We start from the raw sequence: 18,632 nt of genomic DNA on the forward strand, positions 1-18,632 counted from the left end.
ATAAAAGCATTTATTTTGGAAAATGCTGAGAATGAAGAGAAAGAGTGAGGGATGATATTTTTTCAGTAAAATTTCAATAAAAAGTTTGTGTAGAATAAACTTTGTTTTAAATTTGCATCCGCATTTAAGCATTGGCCTATGGTGTAACTGGCAACACGTCTGGTTTTGGTCCAGAAGAGTCTAGGTTCGAGCCCTAGTAGGCCAACAAAAGTGCAAAAAGCCTGAACGAAAGTTCAGGCTTTTTTATTTTGAAATCTTTCGGAAGAGAGGCCTCTCCCGTGATTGTCGAGAGAAACCCTAGTAGACTAACAAGATGTAAGAAGCTGTCTAAAAATTGTCAACCTGAATGAAATGAAGAATTTAGAAAAAACTTAAACATCCAATTTCAAGTAAATTAAGATCTTTTGACTTCGCTCAAATTGACATTACTTTTACTTTCTAGAAAGCCTCTTTTTATTTTTTAGCTAATTACGCAGAGCGAGAAGTTTATCCTGAGTGCAATAGAAGATATCTTTAGTAGGTCATTAACAGGATGGGCTTTTTTAGATTATAGTTGGATTTATTCGGCATTTGTGAAATTCAATTTTACTTCAAAAGAATCAACTTGGACGATTTGATTCAAGCTTTGAAAATAATATTCCGGTAAATTGTGTGATGTGAGATATAGCCTTTGAATATTTTATTTTATAAGATTTTAAGGAATGCATGGATAATTTTGAGTCGGGAAGATTAAAACCGGTATTTTTGCTGGAAATTCGTGATGTTTTTAAAATTATGAAGGAATGTTTCGTCTGAATTTTTTGGGAATTACTATATGAAGATACTCGTTACTGGAGCTGCAGGTTTTATTGGTTTTCATTTATGTGAAAAGCTAGTTAAGGAAAATCATGAAGTTATAGGGCTTGATAATATTAATGATTACTACAGTCAGGATTTAAAACTTGCCAGGTTAAAGGAACTTGGAATAAAAAGTAAAGAGTCCAATAAGTTCAATTCTAAATGCCTAAGTACAATCTATCCTAACTTTTCTTTTTTCAGAATGAATCTGGAAGATCGAGATAGTTTACCTGAATTGTTTAAAAAAGAAAATTTTGATATTGTTTGTAATCTCGCAGCACAGGCAGGCGTAAGGTATAGCTTGGAAAACCCGGAAGCTTATATAGATAGTAATCTTGTTGGATTTGCCAATATTATAGAATGTTGCAGAAATCATCATATCAAACATTTAATATATGCTAGTAGTTCTAGTGTGTACGGTCAAAATAAAAAGATTCCTTTTTCAACTGATGATAGGGTAGATGAGCCTATTAGTCTCTATGCGGCTACAAAAAGGAGCAATGAGATTATGGCATATACCTATAGTCACTTATATAAGCTCCCTACTACTGGTTTAAGATTTTTCACGGTCTATGGACCCTGGGGTAGGCCAGATATGGCTATGTTTTTGTTTGCAGATGCTATAACTAATGGAAAAGTATTAAAAGTGTTTAATGAAGGAAACCTGGAACGTGATTTTACTTTTGTTGATGATATTGTTAATGGAGTAATGGCTGTTGTAAATAGAGTTCCTTCTGAAAAAGATTCGAAATATAATCTGTTTAATATAGGAAACAGCAAGCCAATAAATCTATTGAATTTTATTAAAGAAATAGAAGATCAGCTGGGTTTATCTGCAGAGAAACAATTGATGCCAATGCAACCAGGTGATGTAGATAAAACCTGGGCTGATTCAAAACCTCTGATGGAAAATTTTGACTATCAACCCTCGATTGAAATAAAAGAAGGCGTTCAAAAATATTTACAGTGGTTTAAAATGTACTATAATTCATAATAAAGGATTAAGAGTTATACTGATATTCTCAATTAGAGTAATTTATCTATATTTGAATTCCCGAATTTCAAATCCTCCCTTAAAATACTAGCCTGATACCTTAAGTTAATGGCAAACAAACATCAAGACCCTACAAACTCAAAAGTGAAGAGTAGACCTCTATTTATAGGTGTTCTTGCTTTTGTACTACTTCTTTTGGCAGGAGTTTTTATGCTCTGGCAGCGATATCAGATCCTTATTGATGATCGTCAAACTGAAATGTCAGGAGTCATCGATCTCGTTGAGCAAAATATAGACCAGTCTCTAAAATATAGTTATTCTGCAGCTCTCTCCTTGGCTCTACAAATAGACGAAGAAGGTGAGATTGCTAATTTTGATGAAGTAGCCTCACAATTAGTAGATAATAATCCTAATATAGATGCTGTAGAAATTGTTCCTGATGGAATAATTACAAAAGTTTATCCTTACGAAGCGAACAAGGAAGCTGTCGATTATAATATTTTAAAAGATAGTACTCGAAATAAAGAAGCGTTTAAAGCTATAGAGAGTAAACGAATGTTCTTTGCGGGTCCCTTTAAATTAAAACAGGGAGGGATGGCCATTGTTGGAAGATTACCTGTTTTTATCCACAGTGATTTTTGGGGTTTTGTAGCGGTAATCATACATTTTGATAACCTTATAGACCAGTCCGGTATTAAAGAGCTTGCAGGAGATGATTATCGGTTTCAGTTGTCTAAGGTAAATCCCCTGACTCAGAAGGAGGAATTCTTTTTGGTTGAAAATTCAGATCTTCATAATTCTTACTCGGAAGAAATAGTTCTGCCAGATGGTGACTGGAAAATATATATTATTCCCATCGATCCAAATAAACCTTTTTCAGAAGTAATTCCTATTGGAATATTAATCTTTATTATTTCGGGAGCAGTTGGTTGGACCATCTATAATGCGATGAAACAGCCGGTCAGGCTACAGGAGTTGGTGAGAGAACAGGCTGGAGAATTGGCGAAAAGTGAACTTCATTTCAGAACAATTTTTAATCAGGCGGCTATTGGAATGGCGCGGGTAAATTCTAAAACAGGAATGATCCTTGAGTCGAACAAAAGATTTCAGGATTTACTGGGATATTCTGAAGAGGAACTTAAGTTGAAAGACTATAAGATTATATCACATCCTAAAGATCTTTCAGAAAACACCAGGTTGATGGAAGATCTAAGTCGCAACGAAATAAGACAATATAGTCTTGAGAAAAGGCTACAGAGAAAAGATGGGGAATATATATGGGTAAGAATAAATGTGTCCCCGCTCTGGGAAGTCGGCGAAGAGGTTACATCACATATAGCCCTGGTAGAAGATATTTCTGCCAGAATATTGGCGAAGCAAAAACTAGTGGACAATGAAAATCGCTTCAGATCCCTCGTTGAAAATTCAAATGAAATTATTTTGATCGTTGACGATTTGAATAAAGTTAAATATTATTCTCCGTCCCTTGCTAAGATTTCTAAATATGAACAAATAGATTTTTCGGTAAACGGAGTTCTGTATTATGTCCATCCTAAAGATCAGGATCTATTAAGGGCTAAGGTTGACGAGGCTTATCAAAAACCCGGAAAGCCAATTACCGATATTGTTTTACGCGTTAAAGATGCAGAAGGTCAATGGTTTTGGGTGAATGCCACGCTTACTAATATGTTAAGCACAGATAATGTAAACGGATTTGTCGTAAATCTCAGAGATATCACCGGGAAGAAAGAAGCAGAACTCAATTTGGTGAAATCATATGAACTGGTAATGGAGCAGAATAAAAGACTGCTTAATTTCGCATATATCGTATCGCATAATTTAAGATCTCACTCAAGTAATATGTCGTCGATATTAGAGTTATATGACGATGAAGAGTCTCAGGATGAGAAAGATTCTTATATAGAACTTCTACATAAAGTTTCAAAAAATCTGGATCAATCACTACATGATCTTAATGAAGTAGTATCGATAAATACAAATTTTGACATTAAAGCTGAATCTATTAATGTATCTGAATTTATAGATCAGGCTATTGATATATTAAGTTTACAAATTAAATCCAAGAATGCTAAAATTGTAAAAGAAGTACCTGCAAATATGCAAGTATCATTTAATGCGGCCTATATGGATAGCGTATTGCTTAATTTTCTTACTAATGCTTTGCGTTATGCTCATCCAGAAAGATCTCCAATTATTAAGTTACAGGGATATAGAGAGCATGAGAGCTGGGTATTGGAAGTTGAGGATAATGGTATAGGAATTGACCTCGAGAAGCATGGAGAGAAGGTTTTTGGTCTTTATAAAACTTTTACTGAAAGAAAGGATGCAAGAGGGGTTGGTCTATTTATTACTAAAAACCAGATTAACGCTATGGGTGGAATGGTAAGCGTAGCGAGTAAGCCGGAAGTAGGAACTACGTTTAAAGTAACCTTTAAATGAGAAATGCTATTTGTGTGATTGATGATGACGAGATCTACCAAAAGATTATCAAAAAATTAATTTCCCGGGCTAATGTATTTGAGGAAGCATATTTCTATGCAAGTGGCAAAGAGGCCATCGATGATTTTTTGGATCTAAAAACCAATTTACCATCAATTATTCTTTTAGATATCAATATGCCAATTATGGATGGATGGCAATTTCTAGATCGTTTAGAGAAATTATATCCTTTATTATATGAGAACACAAAAGTATTTATTGTAACCTCTTCAATAGCTTATTCTGACAAGGAAAAAATGATGGAGTTTCCAGGGGTATCTGGATTTTTATCCAAACCTCTGAATATTGAAAAATTAAAAGAAATAGGGAGTAGGCAATAAAAAGCTCGGTGTAGGGACCGGAGCTTAAACTTGTAGCGTAGATATATTATGCAGCTGTAGTAACATTGTAATGGTTCAGTATATCCTGATAGAAAAAGATACTTTTTTCATCTTTCTTTAGACAAGATTTTAGAAACCTTTCAATATCCTGACATTCAAAAGTTATGTTAGTATATTTTTTATGTCCAACTGGCAATTGTAACTCAACCGTCGCATCACTATAATTAATATTCACATGCTTAGCTTCAAAATATTTTTTGATAATAGCACGATGCATAATCTGAAAATTGAAATTTTCCTGATCTTTATTGACTATGCTGTAAGAGATAAGATTTTTGACCTCATCAAAAATCTCCGGGGGAGTAATATTATTCATGATTAAGTTTTTTCTAAATTTTCGACGCTGCTAAATTACTACTAGAGAGGCTAAAAGCTGTTAAAAAAACTGTAATACTTCTCTCGTTAATAGTATTTTAACTCTATAGGAGGATTCTTAAGGATATTTTTGGTTCAGAGGTCCAATAATAACGGTGAATGCATAAGACGATGCCGTTCATCTAGAATTGATAAGTTGAAAAAGTGTATTGAAGATTGCTTCATAGCACCTGCTGCATGGTGAATATGACCAAACAGGTGGTATTTTGGATATACAACTTCTAAAATTTGCTTTAACTCTTCACAGCCTAATTTTATTCCACTACTTATTTCATCTAATATTCCATAGGGCGGGGTGTGGGTAATGAGAATATCTGTCTCCTTTGGTATAAGATTCCAGTGATTCCTAATTGGTGTTCCTCTTTCTTTGTTGAAAGCCCAATTTTCCATACCAGGGGTAACTGGTGATCCCCAAAACTGAAATCCATTTATTTCAACTCCTCTATCAATTAGTAAGTTGATATTTTCAGGAACTTTTCCAATTTGTTCTGGCTTTTCAAAATAGAAATCATGATTTCCGGGAACCAGGATTTTGTGTTTGTGTGGTTGGGATGAAAACCACTCTAAAAAATTAGCAGTTTCATTTCGTGTTCCACCATCGGTACAATCTCCGGCATGAATCAATAAATCTCCATCTGGAATTGCAATGTCATGGTGAAAATTATGAGTATCAGAAAGGCAAACAAGCCTCATATTTTTTGATTAAGGTGAAAGGCAAAATAAGTAATAAAAAAAATCCGTTGAAACTATCAGCGGATTTTTCGTTATATCTTTAAAACTACTTTCTATTCTTTTTCATCAGCCTGAATTTCCATCAGTACTTTATCGTTAGGCAGTATTTTGTTGATCGTTTTTAGCATTGCAAATGCAATAATTGCAGCGGTAACAGCAAAAAACAGGAATTTGATCAATAGACTTTCACTAATAACAAGGCTATAGAAGCCAAGGAAAATCTCAGTGATTACAAACAAAACCTTTATACCAACCTTTAAAAACATTTATTCTTTTTGATTTGTTACAAATATAGTATTCAATTACCATACCACTGAAGTGAAAAATAAAGTTTGACGAAAATTTAACTTTGGTAACATCTATATTACAATCTTTTAAGTTAAATAATCTTAAACGAAGTTTTTGGTAACCTCTGAATTGTAAATTGGTTTGCAAATTGAATATAAAATTGAAAAAAACTAAAAAATTAGCTCTGGGTGTTTTTATTGGGGTTGGAGTGCTTGCTCTAACTCTATTATTTCTTAATAATTATCTTGAGAATAAAATCACGAAGAGTATAGAGGAGAATCTGGTAAAGGTTAATGGAACTTTTGATAAAGTTGATGTGAAATTACTCGACCGAAGAGCAGAAGTTGTTAATCCTTCTTTTATAATTAAAGGAAAAACATTAAAAGTAGATGGGATTTTACTGGATGATATCCAGCTCTGGGATTATATAATCAATAAAGACATTATAGTTGGAAATCTGAATATCGCCAATCCTGTGGTTAAAGTGTTCAATTTTCAAAAAGAAGAGAAGGATTCGTCTACTTCAAAAAAATCAGCAAATTTTAAAAATAAGGTGCTTATTAAAAATTTAAGTATTGATGGAGGAAGTTTTCAGATTTTCGAGAAGGATAGTACAGAGCACAGACTATTCACAAAAATTAAGGATATTAAAATGGAGCAGGTAAGAATTAATTCCGAAACCTTAAAGGAAACAGTTCCTTTTAATTATGATCTTATTCTTTTAAATGCAGATAGTATATTTTATGATCTTAATGACCAGCATAAACTGGCTGCAGGGAGTTTTGAAATAGATAATAATAAGGTCCTGGTACAAAACCTTCAAATCATCCCCAAATTTTCCAAAGCTGGCCATCAAAAAACAATAAATATTGAAAAGGATCGGTACGACCTAAAAATTGATTCTCTTTCTATGGATAGTTTTAACTGGACTATGCAAAATGACTCTTTAAAAATTCATAATTCGTTTACCAGAATTTCCGGAGTTAACTTTGATATTTACAGGGATAAACTTCAGCCGGATGATACGAGCATAAAACCACTTTATGGTAAGATGATTAGAGAAATGCCTATACTGGTTAACTTAGATAGTGTTGAGGTTGAAAATACCTATTTAAGATATGAGGAGAGAATGCATGCAGAGAGAGAAAGTGGTGTTGTGGATTTCTCAAACCTTAATGCTCGAATTAAGAATATAACCAATATGGGATTAGATCGGGAAGATTTTCCGAAAACAGTATTGATAGCTACCGCTAATTTTATGAAACAGGCTCCTTTAAAAGTGAATATGGAATTTGATATTAGTAACAGGAATGACAACTTTCATATTACCGGAAATATGGGGCAGCTTGCTGCAGAACAGATGAATAAATTTATGAAACCAGCTATGAATGTTGAAGCGTCAGGGGATATTTTAGATATGTATTTCAATTTTTACGGGAATCATACCAAGGCTAGCGGCGATATGAGATTAGAGTATAATGATTTTAAGGTTGAAGTGCTTCAGAAAGATGGTAGTAAGAAAAATAAATTTGTGTCGGCTTTGGCAAATCTTATTGTAAAAAATAAAGCGATTAATGAAAAAGCAAATTATAAAGAGATCAGTTTTACCAGGGATAAGACGAAATCTTTCTGGAACTACTTATGGAATTTATTAAAAAACGGGGCTTTAAAATCCTTTCTTTAAATTTTAAACGTTACAACTGGTCGGTTGGCATGGTTTACAAGGTCTTCACTAATACTTCCGTTGAAAAAATGAGCAATTCCTTTTCTGCCGTGAGTGCCTATTCCTAAAAGTCCGGTGTCTAATTTTTGGGCAAAACTAAGAATCCCTTTTTCAACACTTATATCGTTATAGATATGAATTTCAAAATTTTTTGAATTTGAGTCTCCGGCAAATTCATTGATTCGCTGGTTAGCTTCCTCGCTTGTCATAAAATCGTTCGGGGTATTTACAAAAAGAAGGTGAAGTTTAGCATCTATCATTTTTGCAAATTTCATGGCTTTTTCTAAAATATGCTTGTGATGATGGTTAGCGTCTGTGGCAAAGACAAAGTTTTTGATTTTGAAATCAGGAATTTCATTTTTAATAACCAATACGGGAATTTCTGAATGTCTTACAACTTTTTCAGTATTGGAGCCAATAAACATTTCCTGAAAACCGCTTGCTCCATGTGATCCCATTACGATCAAATCACATTTTTTTTCTTTGCTTATCTCCATAATTCCATCAAATGCACGATGAAACTCTACTGTTTCGTGAACTTTAATGCCTTTTAAATAAGGCTCTTTCATGATCTTTGAAAATCGTTGGTGCGCTAACTTCATAAAGAAAATAGCCTCCGGGATATTTCGGCTCCCGCTGCCCAAGGGATCTATAAGCTGCAGCGGAAGTTCCAGCATGTGGAGCAAGAATATTTCCCCGTTAAATTTCCGGGCTAATTGAGCGGCCACTTTAAGGGCCTTTTCAGCCTGGTCACTAAAGTCTGTTGGAACAAGTATATTTTTCATGATTTCAGGTAAAGACTTAAATTAAAGCTCTATTAAATTTACAAAGATTATTTCATCTGTTCCTGGTTATTTGTTTTTTTATGGTCAGATGTGATTCGCTATTAAAAAGGATTACCAAAAGAGAAAATCTGTTTTAGCCCATTTCATTTATTTCTACGTTTTTATACTTGAAAAATATTGCTATATTTGCAGCGTTGAAACTAAAAAAGTACAGCGAGGGGACATAAAGTCCCCTCTTTTTATAACCATGCTGAAGGAGAAGGTAGAAAAGTTAGCAGAGAAGGTATTCGAAGAAAATAATTCCTTATTTTTAATAAGCCTTGATATAAACTCGGCCAATCACATTAAGATAGTATTGGACGGAGATGAGGGCGTTTCGGTAAATGACTGTATCATGGTAAGTCGTGGAATTGAGCATAACCTGGACAGGGAAGAGGAAGATTTTTCTCTTGAAGTTACTTCAGCAGGAGTCTCAGAGCCTCTTTCGATGCCGAGACAATATAAAAAGAACATTGGTCGTAGATTACAAGTGAAGACTGAGAATGATAAATTCGAAGCTGATCTGTTGTCTGCAGACCAGAATGAAATAAAGCTTTCATGGAAAGCGAGAGAGCCCAAACCGGTTGGTAAAGGAAAAGTTACAGTTCAGAAAGAGGTGGTTTTGCCTTATACTGATATTGTGGAAGCAAAAGTTAAAATAACATTTTAATCACAAATTGATATGGAAAATATCGCGTTGATTGAGTCATTCTCAGAGTTTAAAGACGATAAGCTCATAGATCGTGTTACGCTGATGGCGATCTTGGAGGATGTTTTTAGAAATGCTTTAAAGAAAAAGTATGGAGAAGACGATAATTTTGATATTATTGTAAATCCTGATAAAGGAGATCTTGAGATTTGGAGAAACCGAATCGTGGTGGCAGATGGTGAAGTAGAAGATGATAACAGAGAGATTTCGCTTGCCCAGGCAAGAAAAATAGAACCTGACTTTGAAGTTGGGGAAGATGTTTCTGAAGAAGTGAAACTTGTGGACCTGGGGAGAAGAGCAATTTTGGCATTACGCCAAAACCTGATCTCTAAGATTCATGAGCATGATAATACAAATATTTATAAGCAGTTTAAAGATCTTGAAGGAGAGATTTATACTGCAGAAGTTCATCATATTAGGCACAGAGCAATTATCCTTCTCGATGATGAAGGAAATGAGATTGTGCTTCCTAAAGACCGTCAGATTCCATCAGATTTCTTCCGTAAAGGAGAAAATGTTCGAGGAATCATAGAGAGTGTCGAGTTAAAAGGTAACAAGCCTACCATTATTATGTCTAGAACCGCTCCCGGTTTCCTTGAGAAATTATTCGAACAGGAAATCCCGGAAGTTTTTGATGGTTTAATTACTATCAAAAAAGTAGTGCGAGTACCTGGAGAGAAAGCGAAAGTGGCTGTAGATTCTTACGATGATAGAATTGATCCTGTTGGAGCTTGTGTGGGTATGAAAGGTTCAAGAATTCATAGTATTGTACGTGAATTAGGGAATGAGAATATAGATGTGATCAATTTCACCAATAATGAGCAGTTATTTATCACCAGGGCTTTGAGTCCCGCAAAAATAACTTCTATTAAAATGGATGAAGAGGCCAGAACTGCTGAGGTTATGCTAAAACCTGAAGAAGTTTCTAAGGCAATTGGTCGAGGAGGGCACAATATTAGATTAGCTGGTCAATTGACGGGTTATGAAATAGACGTGTATCGTGAAGGTGTGGAAGAAGATGTAGAGTTGAAAGAGTTTACAGATGAAATTGAAGATTGGGTAATTGCCGAATTTTCAAAAATTGGTCTGGATACTGCAAAGGCTGTATTGGAGCAGGACGTTAATGATCTTGTTCGCCGTACAGATCTTGAGGAGGAAACCATTAAAGATGTAATGGCCGTTCTCCGTTCAGAATTTGAAGAATAATATTTTTTTAATAAAGATTACATTAAAAGAGGTTAATTTAGAGGGCAATTTATGGCAGAGGCGAAAACAACGCGATTAAATAAAGTTCTACGTGAGTTCAATATCTCGTTAGACAGGGCTGTGGAATATCTTACTTCCAAAGGCTACGAGATAGATGCACGTCCAACTACCAAGATCTCAGGAGAAATCTACGAGGTGCTTTCTGACGAATTCGAAACCGATAAGAGTAAAAAGGTTGCTTCCAAAGAAGTGGGAGAAGAGAGAAAGAAAGAGAAGGAAGAACTCCGCAAAGAGATCGAAGAGAAGCGTAAGGCTGATGAAGAGAAAAAGGAGGAGGCTGTCTCGTCAAGAGCTAAGCTTGAAGGTCCAAAAACTGTCGGTAAGATAGATTTGGATAAAAAGCCTGGCGAAAAATCTAAAGAGAAAGAAGCCGAAGCCCCTAAAGAAAAAGAAAAGGAAAAAGAAACTCCAGCTAAAGAACCTGTCAAAAAAGCTGAAGAATCCAAGCCGACTGAAAAACCTGCTGAAAAAGTAGAGGAGAAAGAAGATAAGCCTAAGGAGGAGAAAAAAGCGGAGCCTAAGAAAGAGGAAGCTAAACCTCAGGAAGCTAAAGCCGAAAAGACCAAATCTGAAGAACCTAAATCTGAAGAGACTAAATCTGAGGAAACAACCGAAGGTGGAGAGTCTGAAGAAAAGGAATCTGATAGAATAGAGACGAAGTACACTAAGCTTAATGGTCCTAATTTTACCGGTAAGAAAATCGACCTTTCGCAGTTTAAGAAGCCTGTCAAGAAGAAGGAAGAAAAGAAAGAGGACGATAAGAAAGATAAAGATAGACGCAAAAAACGTCGTCGCCGCATAAGCAAAGATGTGAAAGGTGGCGGTGGTAATAACCAGCGTGGTGGAGCCAAAAAAGGCGGAAGAACTAGAAGTAAGCCTATTACTAAAGAAGAGCCTACCGAGGAAGAAGTGCAAAAACAAGTGCGTGAAACACTTGAAAAACTTCAGGGTAAATCTTCTAAAGGGAAAGGTGCTAAATATAGAAGACAGAAAAGGGACGAGCACAGACAGCGTTCTGCAGATGATCTTGCACAACAAGAGTCTGATGATAAGATCTTAAAGGTAACCGAATTTGTAACCGTAAGTGAAGTTGCAACGATGATGGATGTTCAGGTAACCCAGATCATTTCGGCATGTATGTCTCTTGGAATGATGGTAACGATGAACCAGCGTCTTGATGCTGAAACATTAACTATCGTTGCTGAAGAGTTTGATTACGAGGTTGAGTTTACAACAGCAGATGTTGAAGAAACTGTTGAAGAAGTAGAAGAGAATCCTGAAGATCTTGTAACAAGAGCTCCAATTGTAACGGTAATGGGTCACGTAGATCATGGTAAAACATCTTTACTGGATTATGTTCGTAAAGAAAATGTTATTGCCGGAGAAAGTGGTGGAATTACCCAGCATATTGGCGCCTATGGAGTAAAGCTTGAGGGCGGACAAAAAATTGCATTCCTGGATACACCGGGTCACGAAGCCTTTACGGCGATGCGTGCTCGTGGTGCTCAGGTAACAGATATTGCAATTATTGTGATCGCTGCAGATGATGATGTGATGCCTCAAACAAAGGAGGCGATCTCTCACGCACAGGCGGCGGGAGTTCCTATTATATTCGCGATCAATAAATCTGATTTGCCAACAGCAAACCCAGAAAAAATTAAGGAAAAACTTGCCGCCATGAATCTTCTTGTAGAAGATTGGGGAGGTAAGATTCAGTCGCATGATATTTCTGCAAAAACGGGTGCAGGTGTAAAAGAATTGCTTGAAAAAGTACTTCTTGAGGCCGAGATCCTGGAGTTGAAGGCTAATCCTAAAAAACTTGCAAAAGGTACTGTTGTTGAAGCTTTCCTTGATAAAGGTCGAGGTTATATAGCTACAATTCTGGTGCAGGCTGGTACTCTTAAGATTGGAGATTATGTGCTTGCTGGTAGAAATAGTGGTAAGATCAAAGCGATGCACGATGAGCGTGGTCACGAGGTGAAAGAAGCTGGTCCTTCTACGCCGGTGTCTATTCTAGGTCTTGACGGTGCGCCACAAGCGGGTGATACTTTCAAGGTGATGGAAGACGAGCGTGAAGCTAAAGATATTGCGGCAAGACGTACACAATTACAACGTGAGCAAAATGTTAGAACTCAACGTCACATTACGCTTGACGAAATTGGTAGACGTATCGCCCTTGGAGACTTTAAAGAACTTAATATTATCCTGAAAGGTGATGTGGATGGTTCTGTAGAAGCTCTTACAGATAGTTTCCAGAAGCTTTCTACGGAAGAAATTCAAGTGAATATTATACATAAAGGAGTTGGTGCGATTACTGAAAGTGATGTATTGCTTGCTTCTGCATCTGATGCGGTTATTATCGGATTTAATGTTCGTCCTGCTGGAAATGCGAGACAGGTTGCCGATAAGGAAGAAATTGATATCAGAACTTACTCTATTATCTATGATGCGATCAACGATCTTAAAGATGCGATGGAAGGTATGCTATCTCCTGAATTGAAAGAGGAGATTACAGGTACTGCCGAAATTAGAGAGACATTTAAAATCTCTAAAATTGGAACAATCGCTGGTTGTATGGTTACTTCAGGTACGATTTACAGAAGTGCCGGTGTACGCCTAATTAGAGATGGTGTTGTAGTCTACACGGGTGAACTTTCTTCATTGAAACGCTTTAAAGATGATGTGAGAGAAGTTAAGAAAGGTTACGACTGTGGTATGCAGGTGAAGAACTATAATGATATTAGAGAGGGAGATGTGATCGAAGCCTTTAGAGAAGTAGAGGTTAAGAAAACTCTGAAGTCAAAATAATTAGAACTTGATTAAATAAAAAAAAGCGACTCATTTCTGAGTCGCTTTTTTTATGAGCTATTTTTTTATTACTTCCGTTGTGGTTTTGGGATAAAAGCCGAAGGAAAAGTCTCTTTAACTTTTAGGAGAGCCCTGTCTGCTTCCAGACGACTTCTGAAGTTTCCGACCCAAACTTTGTAATTAGGAGCTTCATATGTAATTTGCGAAGGGTAGGTGTACACGTTTCTGTATTTCTGAATCACTTCATTAGCTTCGCCATTATCACCGTAGAATAATTGAATAACATAACGATCACCTATCTTATTATTTTTATTCAATTCGGTTTTAACATCCATCAATTTTTCGATCTTTTGGTTTTGTTGAATGTTAATGTTGCCTTGTTGTGCGTTCATTTCCGTGTTAAAAAGGAAAAGAATTGCTGTAAAGATGAAAAGAAATGGGAATTTTTGATTTCTCATAGTATTTGGCTTTTTGACAAATGTAAAATTAAATAACTTAAACAGGTTACAGTTTATTATTTAGAACTAATATAAATTAACCATTAACACTTATCTAACATTCCGAAAATCGTCTATAAGTATTACTTTTGTGACCGAATTTAAAGGTACCTTTTTAGGTTTTTAGCCCTAAAATACTGAGTGTAAAAACCGTACCAAAGTTTAGACGTTAATCGAACTTATAATATGAAAAAGGTGATTTTCCGCCATTCAACTTCGCGACAACTACTATTAAGCGTAGCATTCTTATTTACATTTACCCTATCTGGTTTTTCGCAAGCTCAGGCAGCACAAGACACGACAGCTCAAGCTGAAGCTGGTCAGGAGACTGCGGCAGCAGATGCTGCGGCTTCAGGTTTAGGGGATGCAGCAGCAGGTAAAGAATTATTTAATTCTTTGTGTGCCGCATGTCATAAACCGTATTCAAATTCTATTGGTCCTGCATTAAATGGAGCTACAGATAGGCATGAAATGGATTGGTTGTATGAGTGGATCAAAAACTCAGCAGCTTTAATCGCTAGTGGTGATTCTGAGGCGAATGCTATTTACGAAGAGTGGGGGCAAACGGCAATGCCAGCTTTCCCTCAATTGTCTAACGATGATATCGATAATATCCTTGCTTATGTAGAGCAGCCAAAACCTGAACCACAAGCTGCGGCTGGAGGTGTTGCTGGTGAAGCAGGAGCTTCCGGAGGATCTGGTGGAGTTTCTACCGATGTGATCCTTGGTATCCTGGTATTTGTATTGGCGATTCTTTTATTGGTTTTATTCCTGGTGAATAAAACACTTAGAAATTTCGCGGATGCTTCAGGAATCGTAATTCCTGAGAAACCAAAAAGAAAACCAATTCATCAGGCATTTGTTGAAAACCAGTTTTTAGTATTGGTAAGTTCAATATTTGTTCTTCTAGCGGTGGGTTATTTTGCTTATGGATTTTTGATGCAGGTTGGTGTGGATAAAGGCTATCAGCCAATTCAGCCGATTCATTACTCGCACAGGATTCATGCTGGTGATAATGAGATTGAGTGTAAATACTGTCACTCTTCCGCAAGAACTTCTAAGCAGTCAGGTATTCCTTCTCTTAATGTTTGTATGAACTGTCATAAATCCATTGCAGAGGTTGCGCCTGAAACAGCTACAGAAGATTATTCAAAAGAATTTTACGATAAAGAAATTTCGAAGTTATATGATGCCGTTGGGTGGGATCCTGCTTCCAGAACCTATTCTGGTGAGGAAAAGCCTGTGAAATGGATTCGTATTCATAATCTTCCGGATTTTGCATATTTCAATCACTCTCAGCACGTAAGTGTAGCCGGCATTGAATGTCAAAAATGTCACGGGCCTATTGAGGAGATGGAAATTGTTTATCAAAATGCTCCTTTAACTATGGGATGGTGTATTAACTGTCACCGTGAAACTAATATCCGCGTAGAGGGTAATGAGTATTACGAAAAGATCCATGAGGAGTTATCTAAAAAATATGGTGTAGAAGAGCTTACTGCTGCTCAGATGGGCGGATTGGAATGTGGTAAGTGTCACTATTAAAATCCTGGAATTCAGGTATAATTAAAGAAGCTAATATCTAGATATAATATGTCATCAAACAAGAAATACTGGAAAAGTGTTGAAGAGCTAAATGAAGATAGCTCTGTTGTTGAGACGCTCCAGCACAAGGAATTTGCTGAGGATATTCCTGTAGAGGATTTCCTTGGTGATAAAGAGAATCTTGGAGATTCTAAAACTTCAAGAAGGGATTTCCTTAAGTATGTTGGGTTCAGTACAGCAGCAGCATCACTGGCTGCCTGCGAAGGCCCCGTGACTAAGTCTATTCCTTACGTGGTGCAGCCGGAAAGGATTGTGCCTGGAATCGCGAATTATTACGCCTCTACAATTGCTGATGGTTTCGACTTTGCAAGTGTATTGGTGAAAACTCGTGAGGGTCGACCTATAAAAATTGAAAACAATGATCTGTCGAAGTTTAAAGGTGGGGCTAATGCTCGTGTCCATGCTTCGGTACTTTCATTATATGATACAAAAAGGGTGAAACGCCCAATGATTGAAGGTAGAAATGTTTCCTGGGAAGAATTTGACCGTGAGGTTGGGTCTGCTTTGGATAATGCTGGTGGAGAAATTGTGCTGCTTACGCAGACATTTGCCAGTCCTTCAACATCAAAACTTATTCAGGAGTTTTCTTCTAAATATGGAAATGTACGACACGTTGTGTATGATACGGTTTCAGAAGATGCTGCCTTGAATGCGTTTCAGTCTAAATATGGAAGACGTGCATTGCCAAATTACGACTTTTCAAAAGTGAAAACAGTAGTTGGGGTAGGTGCAGATTTTCTTGCAGACTGGCACGGAGGCGGTTTTGATGCTGCTTTCGCGAAAACAAGAATTCCTGAAAATGGTAAGATGTCTCGCCATATTCAGTTTGAATCTAATATGTCTTTAACCGGTGCAAATGCAGATAAGCGTGTGCCTTTAAAGCCATCTGAGCAAAAAGCGGTAATGGCTGCTTTAAGAGGGTATGTTGCCGGTGGTTCTTCCACAAGTGATTTACCATCAGGTGTGGACGATGCTGTAGTGAAAGCTGCAAGCCAGTTAAGAAAAGCTGGTAGTGGTGCTGTAGTTGTTTGTGGTATTCCAGATGAAGAAGCTCAGGGATGGGCGTTGGAGATCAACGAGGCTTTAGGTAGTTCTGTGATGGATACTGCTAACGCAAGAATGATTCGTCAGGGGAATGCCAGTGAAGTTGCTCAGTTAGTAGAAGATATGAATAATGGTAGCATTGGCGCTCTTTTGATCGCTGGTCTTAATCCTGCTCATACGCTTCCGAATAGAAAAGAATTTATTGAAGGTTTAAAACAGGTGGATACTGTGGTAGATTTTACCACAAGAACCGATGAAACCTCAAAATTAAGTAAATATGTAGCTGCGACTCCGCATTACCTGGAGAGTTGGGGAGATATTCAGTTTAGTGAAAAATCTTTCAGCTTAATGCAGCCAACGATAAGACCATTATTTGATACCAGACAATTTCAGGATACTCTTTTGAAATGGTCTGATAACAATTCGTCTTATTATGAATATATTAAAGAGACCTGGTCTGGCGGATTAGGTGATAGAAACTGGAGCGAGGTGCTGCATGATGGTGTTTTTGAGGCAACATCTCCTGTTGCTTTACCAGCTTCACAGAATTCAGGTTCCTCTTCAGTTTCATTCAATATGGATGAACTGGAAGGAGAAGGGTTTGAATTGACGCTCTTTACAAATACTGCCATCGGTGATGGTCAGCAGGCTAATAACCCCTGGTTACAGGAAATGCCAGATCCTCTTTCCAGAGCAAGTTGGGATAACTATGTGACTATTTCTAAAGCTGATGCTGAAGAACTTGGATTGGAAAATGAAAATGTGGCTAATGGTGGTCTTAACGGAAGTTATGTAAACCTTTCTGTTGGCGATACGGTTGTTCAGAATGTGCCGGTATATATTATGCCTGGTCAGGCAAAAGGTTCTGTTGGACTTGCGCTTGGTTATGGAAGAAAAGCCGGAGTTCAGTCTGAGATGCAAACTGGAGTGAATGCTTATCCTTTGTATAAGAACTTTAGTTCTGTTCAAAAAGTTAAGATTGAAAAAGCGGCCGGAATGCATGAATTTGCATGTGTTCAGCTGCATAATACTTTAATGGGTAGAGGGGATATTATCAAGGAAACGAACCTTGAAATATTCAATACAAAAGATGCCAATGTTTGGAATCATGTTCCTGAAGTTTCATTAGATCATCAGGAAACTCCTGTGACTTCTCCTGAAGTTGATATGTGGGATAGCTTTGATAGGACTACTGGTCCACACTTTAACCTTAGTATAGACTTAAATGCCTGTACTGGTTGTGGTGCTTGTGTAATCGCTTGTCACTCTGAGAATAATGTTCCAGTTGTTGGTAAAGAAGAGGTGAGGAAATCAAGAGATATGCACTGGTTGCGTATTGACCGTTATTTCTCTTCGGAAGATACTTTTACCAACGATCTTGAGAAAAAAGAAAATATTGGTGGTCTTGGAAGTTCTCTATCTGAATTTGGAGAGCTGGAAGAGCCTGCAGACAATCCTCAGGTTGTATTCCAGCCTGTGATGTGTCAGCATTGTAACCATGCGCCATGTGAGACTGTTTGTCCGGTTGCGGCAACTTCACACGGTAGACAGGGGCAAAACCAAATGATTTATAACAGATGTGTTGGTACAAGATATTGTGCAAACAACTGTCCTTATAAGGTTCGTCGTTTTAACTGGTTTAATTACACTAAAAATGACGAATTTGATTACCATATGAATAATGATCTTGGTAGAATGGTGCTTAACCCAGATGTTACGGTACGTTCAAGAGGGGTTATGGAAAAGTGTTCTATGTGTATTCAAAAAACTCAGAAGACAATCCTTGATGCTAAACGTGAGGGTAGAACAATTAAGGATGGAGAATTCCAGACGGCTTGTTCAGCGGCATGTGATAAGGGAGCAATGATCTTTGGAGATGTGAATAACAAGGAATCTAAAGTTCTTGAAAAGAAAAATGATGACAGGATGTATCATCTGCTTGAGTATGTAGGTACAAAACCAAATGTGATGTACCAGACAAAAGTTAGAAATACAACCGAAGCTTAATAATAACGAATAACTAAGAATCA

General features: G+C 36.9%; 14 protein-coding genes and 1 tRNA gene. 10 read left to right on the top strand and 5 right to left on the bottom strand.

What is annotated here, in order from left to right; translation table 11 throughout:
- Nucleotides 1–132: 132 nt before the first annotated feature.
- The 4 genes from GFO_RS00720 (at nucleotide 133) to GFO_RS00735 (ending at nucleotide 4,671) form a co-directional block, all read left to right on the top strand.
- Nucleotides 133–205 (top strand) — tRNA-Gln (locus GFO_RS00720).
- A 609-nt stretch (nucleotides 206–814) separates the two neighbouring features.
- On the top strand, nucleotides 815–1,831 hold the full coding sequence (locus tag GFO_RS00725) for an NAD-dependent epimerase/dehydratase family protein (RefSeq protein ID WP_011708074.1): 1,017 nt from the start codon (nucleotides 815–817) through the stop codon (nucleotides 1,829–1,831).
- Nucleotides 1,832–1,939: 108 nt separating this feature from the next.
- On the top strand, nucleotides 1,940–4,291 hold the full coding sequence (locus GFO_RS00730) for a PAS domain S-box protein (RefSeq protein ID WP_011708075.1): 2,352 nt from the start codon (nucleotides 1,940–1,942) through the stop codon (nucleotides 4,289–4,291).
- Nucleotides 4,288–4,671 (top strand): response regulator, encoded by a 384-nt coding sequence (locus GFO_RS00735; protein ID WP_011708076.1) that lies wholly within the window; start codon nucleotides 4,288–4,290, stop codon nucleotides 4,669–4,671. Before GFO_RS00730 ends, GFO_RS00735 begins: the two co-directional genes overlap by 4 nt.
- Nucleotides 4,672–4,717: 46 nt before the next feature.
- On the opposite strand, the gene GFO_RS00740 is transcribed toward GFO_RS00735, so the two are convergent.
- From GFO_RS00740 to GFO_RS00750, 3 genes are all read right to left on the bottom strand, one after another.
- Complete coding sequence (locus tag GFO_RS00740; RefSeq protein WP_011708077.1) at nucleotides 4,718–5,047, bottom strand: hypothetical protein; 330 nt, start codon at nucleotides 5,045–5,047, stop codon at nucleotides 4,718–4,720.
- A gap of 134 nt (nucleotides 5,048–5,181) precedes the next feature.
- Entirely contained in the window at nucleotides 5,182–5,799 is a 618-nt protein-coding gene (locus tag GFO_RS00745) for a metallophosphatase domain-containing protein (RefSeq protein ID WP_011708078.1), read from the bottom strand.
- Nucleotides 5,800–5,891: 92 nt separating this feature from the next.
- Nucleotides 5,892–6,104 (bottom strand): hypothetical protein, encoded by a 213-nt coding sequence (locus GFO_RS00750; protein ID WP_011708079.1) that lies wholly within the window; start codon nucleotides 6,102–6,104, stop codon nucleotides 5,892–5,894.
- A 182-nt stretch (nucleotides 6,105–6,286) separates the two neighbouring features.
- Here GFO_RS00750 and GFO_RS00755 point away from each other — a divergent pair, with 182 nt between their 5' ends.
- A complete protein-coding gene (locus tag GFO_RS00755) occupies nucleotides 6,287–7,810 on the top strand; it encodes a hypothetical protein (protein WP_041249961.1) in 1,524 nt (507 codons plus the stop codon).
- On the opposite strand, the gene GFO_RS00760 is transcribed toward GFO_RS00755, so the two are convergent.
- Entirely contained in the window at nucleotides 7,807–8,634 is an 828-nt protein-coding gene (locus GFO_RS00760) for a universal stress protein (RefSeq protein WP_011708081.1), read from the bottom strand. The two genes, GFO_RS00755 and GFO_RS00760, sit on opposite strands and share 4 nt — an antisense overlap.
- A gap of 247 nt (nucleotides 8,635–8,881) precedes the next feature.
- Here GFO_RS00760 and rimP point away from each other — a divergent pair, with 247 nt between their 5' ends.
- From rimP to infB, 3 genes are read left to right on the top strand one after another with little or no spacing between them, the layout of a single operon-like run.
- The gene (rimP, locus tag GFO_RS00765; protein ID WP_011708082.1) at nucleotides 8,882–9,343 is read left to right on the top strand and encodes a ribosome assembly cofactor RimP; all 462 of its coding nucleotides are present in this window, start codon (nucleotides 8,882–8,884) and stop codon (nucleotides 9,341–9,343) included.
- 12 nt (nucleotides 9,344–9,355) lie between these two features.
- On the top strand, nucleotides 9,356–10,588 hold the full coding sequence (gene nusA / locus GFO_RS00770) for a transcription termination factor NusA (RefSeq protein ID WP_011708083.1): 1,233 nt from the start codon (nucleotides 9,356–9,358) through the stop codon (nucleotides 10,586–10,588).
- A 51-nt stretch (nucleotides 10,589–10,639) separates the two neighbouring features.
- Entirely contained in the window at nucleotides 10,640–13,456 is a 2,817-nt protein-coding gene (gene infB / locus GFO_RS00775) for a translation initiation factor IF-2 (protein WP_011708084.1), read from the top strand.
- Between the two features lie 68 nt (nucleotides 13,457–13,524).
- Here the strand turns inward: infB and GFO_RS00780 are convergent, their stop codons facing one another.
- Nucleotides 13,525–13,914: an SPOR domain-containing protein gene (locus GFO_RS00780; protein WP_011708085.1), complete on the bottom strand. Its 390-nt coding sequence runs from the start codon at nucleotides 13,912–13,914 to the stop codon at nucleotides 13,525–13,527.
- Between the two features lie 225 nt (nucleotides 13,915–14,139).
- On the opposite strand from GFO_RS00780, the gene GFO_RS00785 reads away from it, so the two are divergent.
- Both GFO_RS00785 and GFO_RS00790 read left to right on the top strand, forming a co-directional pair.
- Complete coding sequence (locus tag GFO_RS00785) at nucleotides 14,140–15,498, top strand: c-type cytochrome (protein ID WP_011708086.1); 1,359 nt, start codon at nucleotides 14,140–14,142, stop codon at nucleotides 15,496–15,498.
- A gap of 48 nt (nucleotides 15,499–15,546) precedes the next feature.
- Nucleotides 15,547–18,609: a TAT-variant-translocated molybdopterin oxidoreductase gene (locus GFO_RS00790; protein WP_011708087.1), complete on the top strand. Its 3,063-nt coding sequence runs from the start codon at nucleotides 15,547–15,549 to the stop codon at nucleotides 18,607–18,609.
- Nucleotides 18,610–18,632 lie beyond the last annotated feature (23 nt).

Source organism: Christiangramia forsetii KT0803 (assembly GCF_000060345.1).
Classification (GTDB): domain Bacteria; phylum Bacteroidota; class Bacteroidia; order Flavobacteriales; family Flavobacteriaceae; genus Christiangramia; species Christiangramia forsetii.

Coding starts and splice junctions, on each gene's coding strand:
- infB (WP_011708084.1), top strand. CDS start 10,640: ATGGCAGAGGCGAAAACAACGCGATTAAATAAAGTTCTACGTGAGTTC.
- GFO_RS00730 (WP_011708075.1), top strand. CDS start 1,940: ATGGCAAACAAACATCAAGACCCTACAAACTCAAAAGTGAAGAGTAGA.
- rimP (WP_011708082.1), top strand. CDS start 8,882: ATGCTGAAGGAGAAGGTAGAAAAGTTAGCAGAGAAGGTATTCGAAGAA.
- nusA (WP_011708083.1), top strand. CDS start 9,356: ATGGAAAATATCGCGTTGATTGAGTCATTCTCAGAGTTTAAAGACGAT.
- GFO_RS00735 (WP_011708076.1), top strand. CDS start 4,288: ATGAGAAATGCTATTTGTGTGATTGATGATGACGAGATCTACCAAAAG.
- GFO_RS00740 (WP_011708077.1), bottom strand. CDS start 5,047: ATGAATAATATTACTCCCCCGGAGATTTTTGATGAGGTCAAAAATCTT.
- GFO_RS00725 (WP_011708074.1), top strand. CDS start 815: ATGAAGATACTCGTTACTGGAGCTGCAGGTTTTATTGGTTTTCATTTA.
- GFO_RS00785 (WP_011708086.1), top strand. CDS start 14,140: ATGAAAAAGGTGATTTTCCGCCATTCAACTTCGCGACAACTACTATTA.
- GFO_RS00760 (WP_011708081.1), bottom strand. CDS start 8,634: ATGAAAAATATACTTGTTCCAACAGACTTTAGTGACCAGGCTGAAAAG.
- GFO_RS00745 (WP_011708078.1), bottom strand. CDS start 5,799: ATGAGGCTTGTTTGCCTTTCTGATACTCATAATTTTCACCATGACATT.
- GFO_RS00780 (WP_011708085.1), bottom strand. CDS start 13,914: ATGAGAAATCAAAAATTCCCATTTCTTTTCATCTTTACAGCAATTCTT.
- GFO_RS00750 (WP_011708079.1), bottom strand. CDS start 6,104: ATGTTTTTAAAGGTTGGTATAAAGGTTTTGTTTGTAATCACTGAGATT.
- GFO_RS00790 (WP_011708087.1), top strand. CDS start 15,547: ATGTCATCAAACAAGAAATACTGGAAAAGTGTTGAAGAGCTAAATGAA.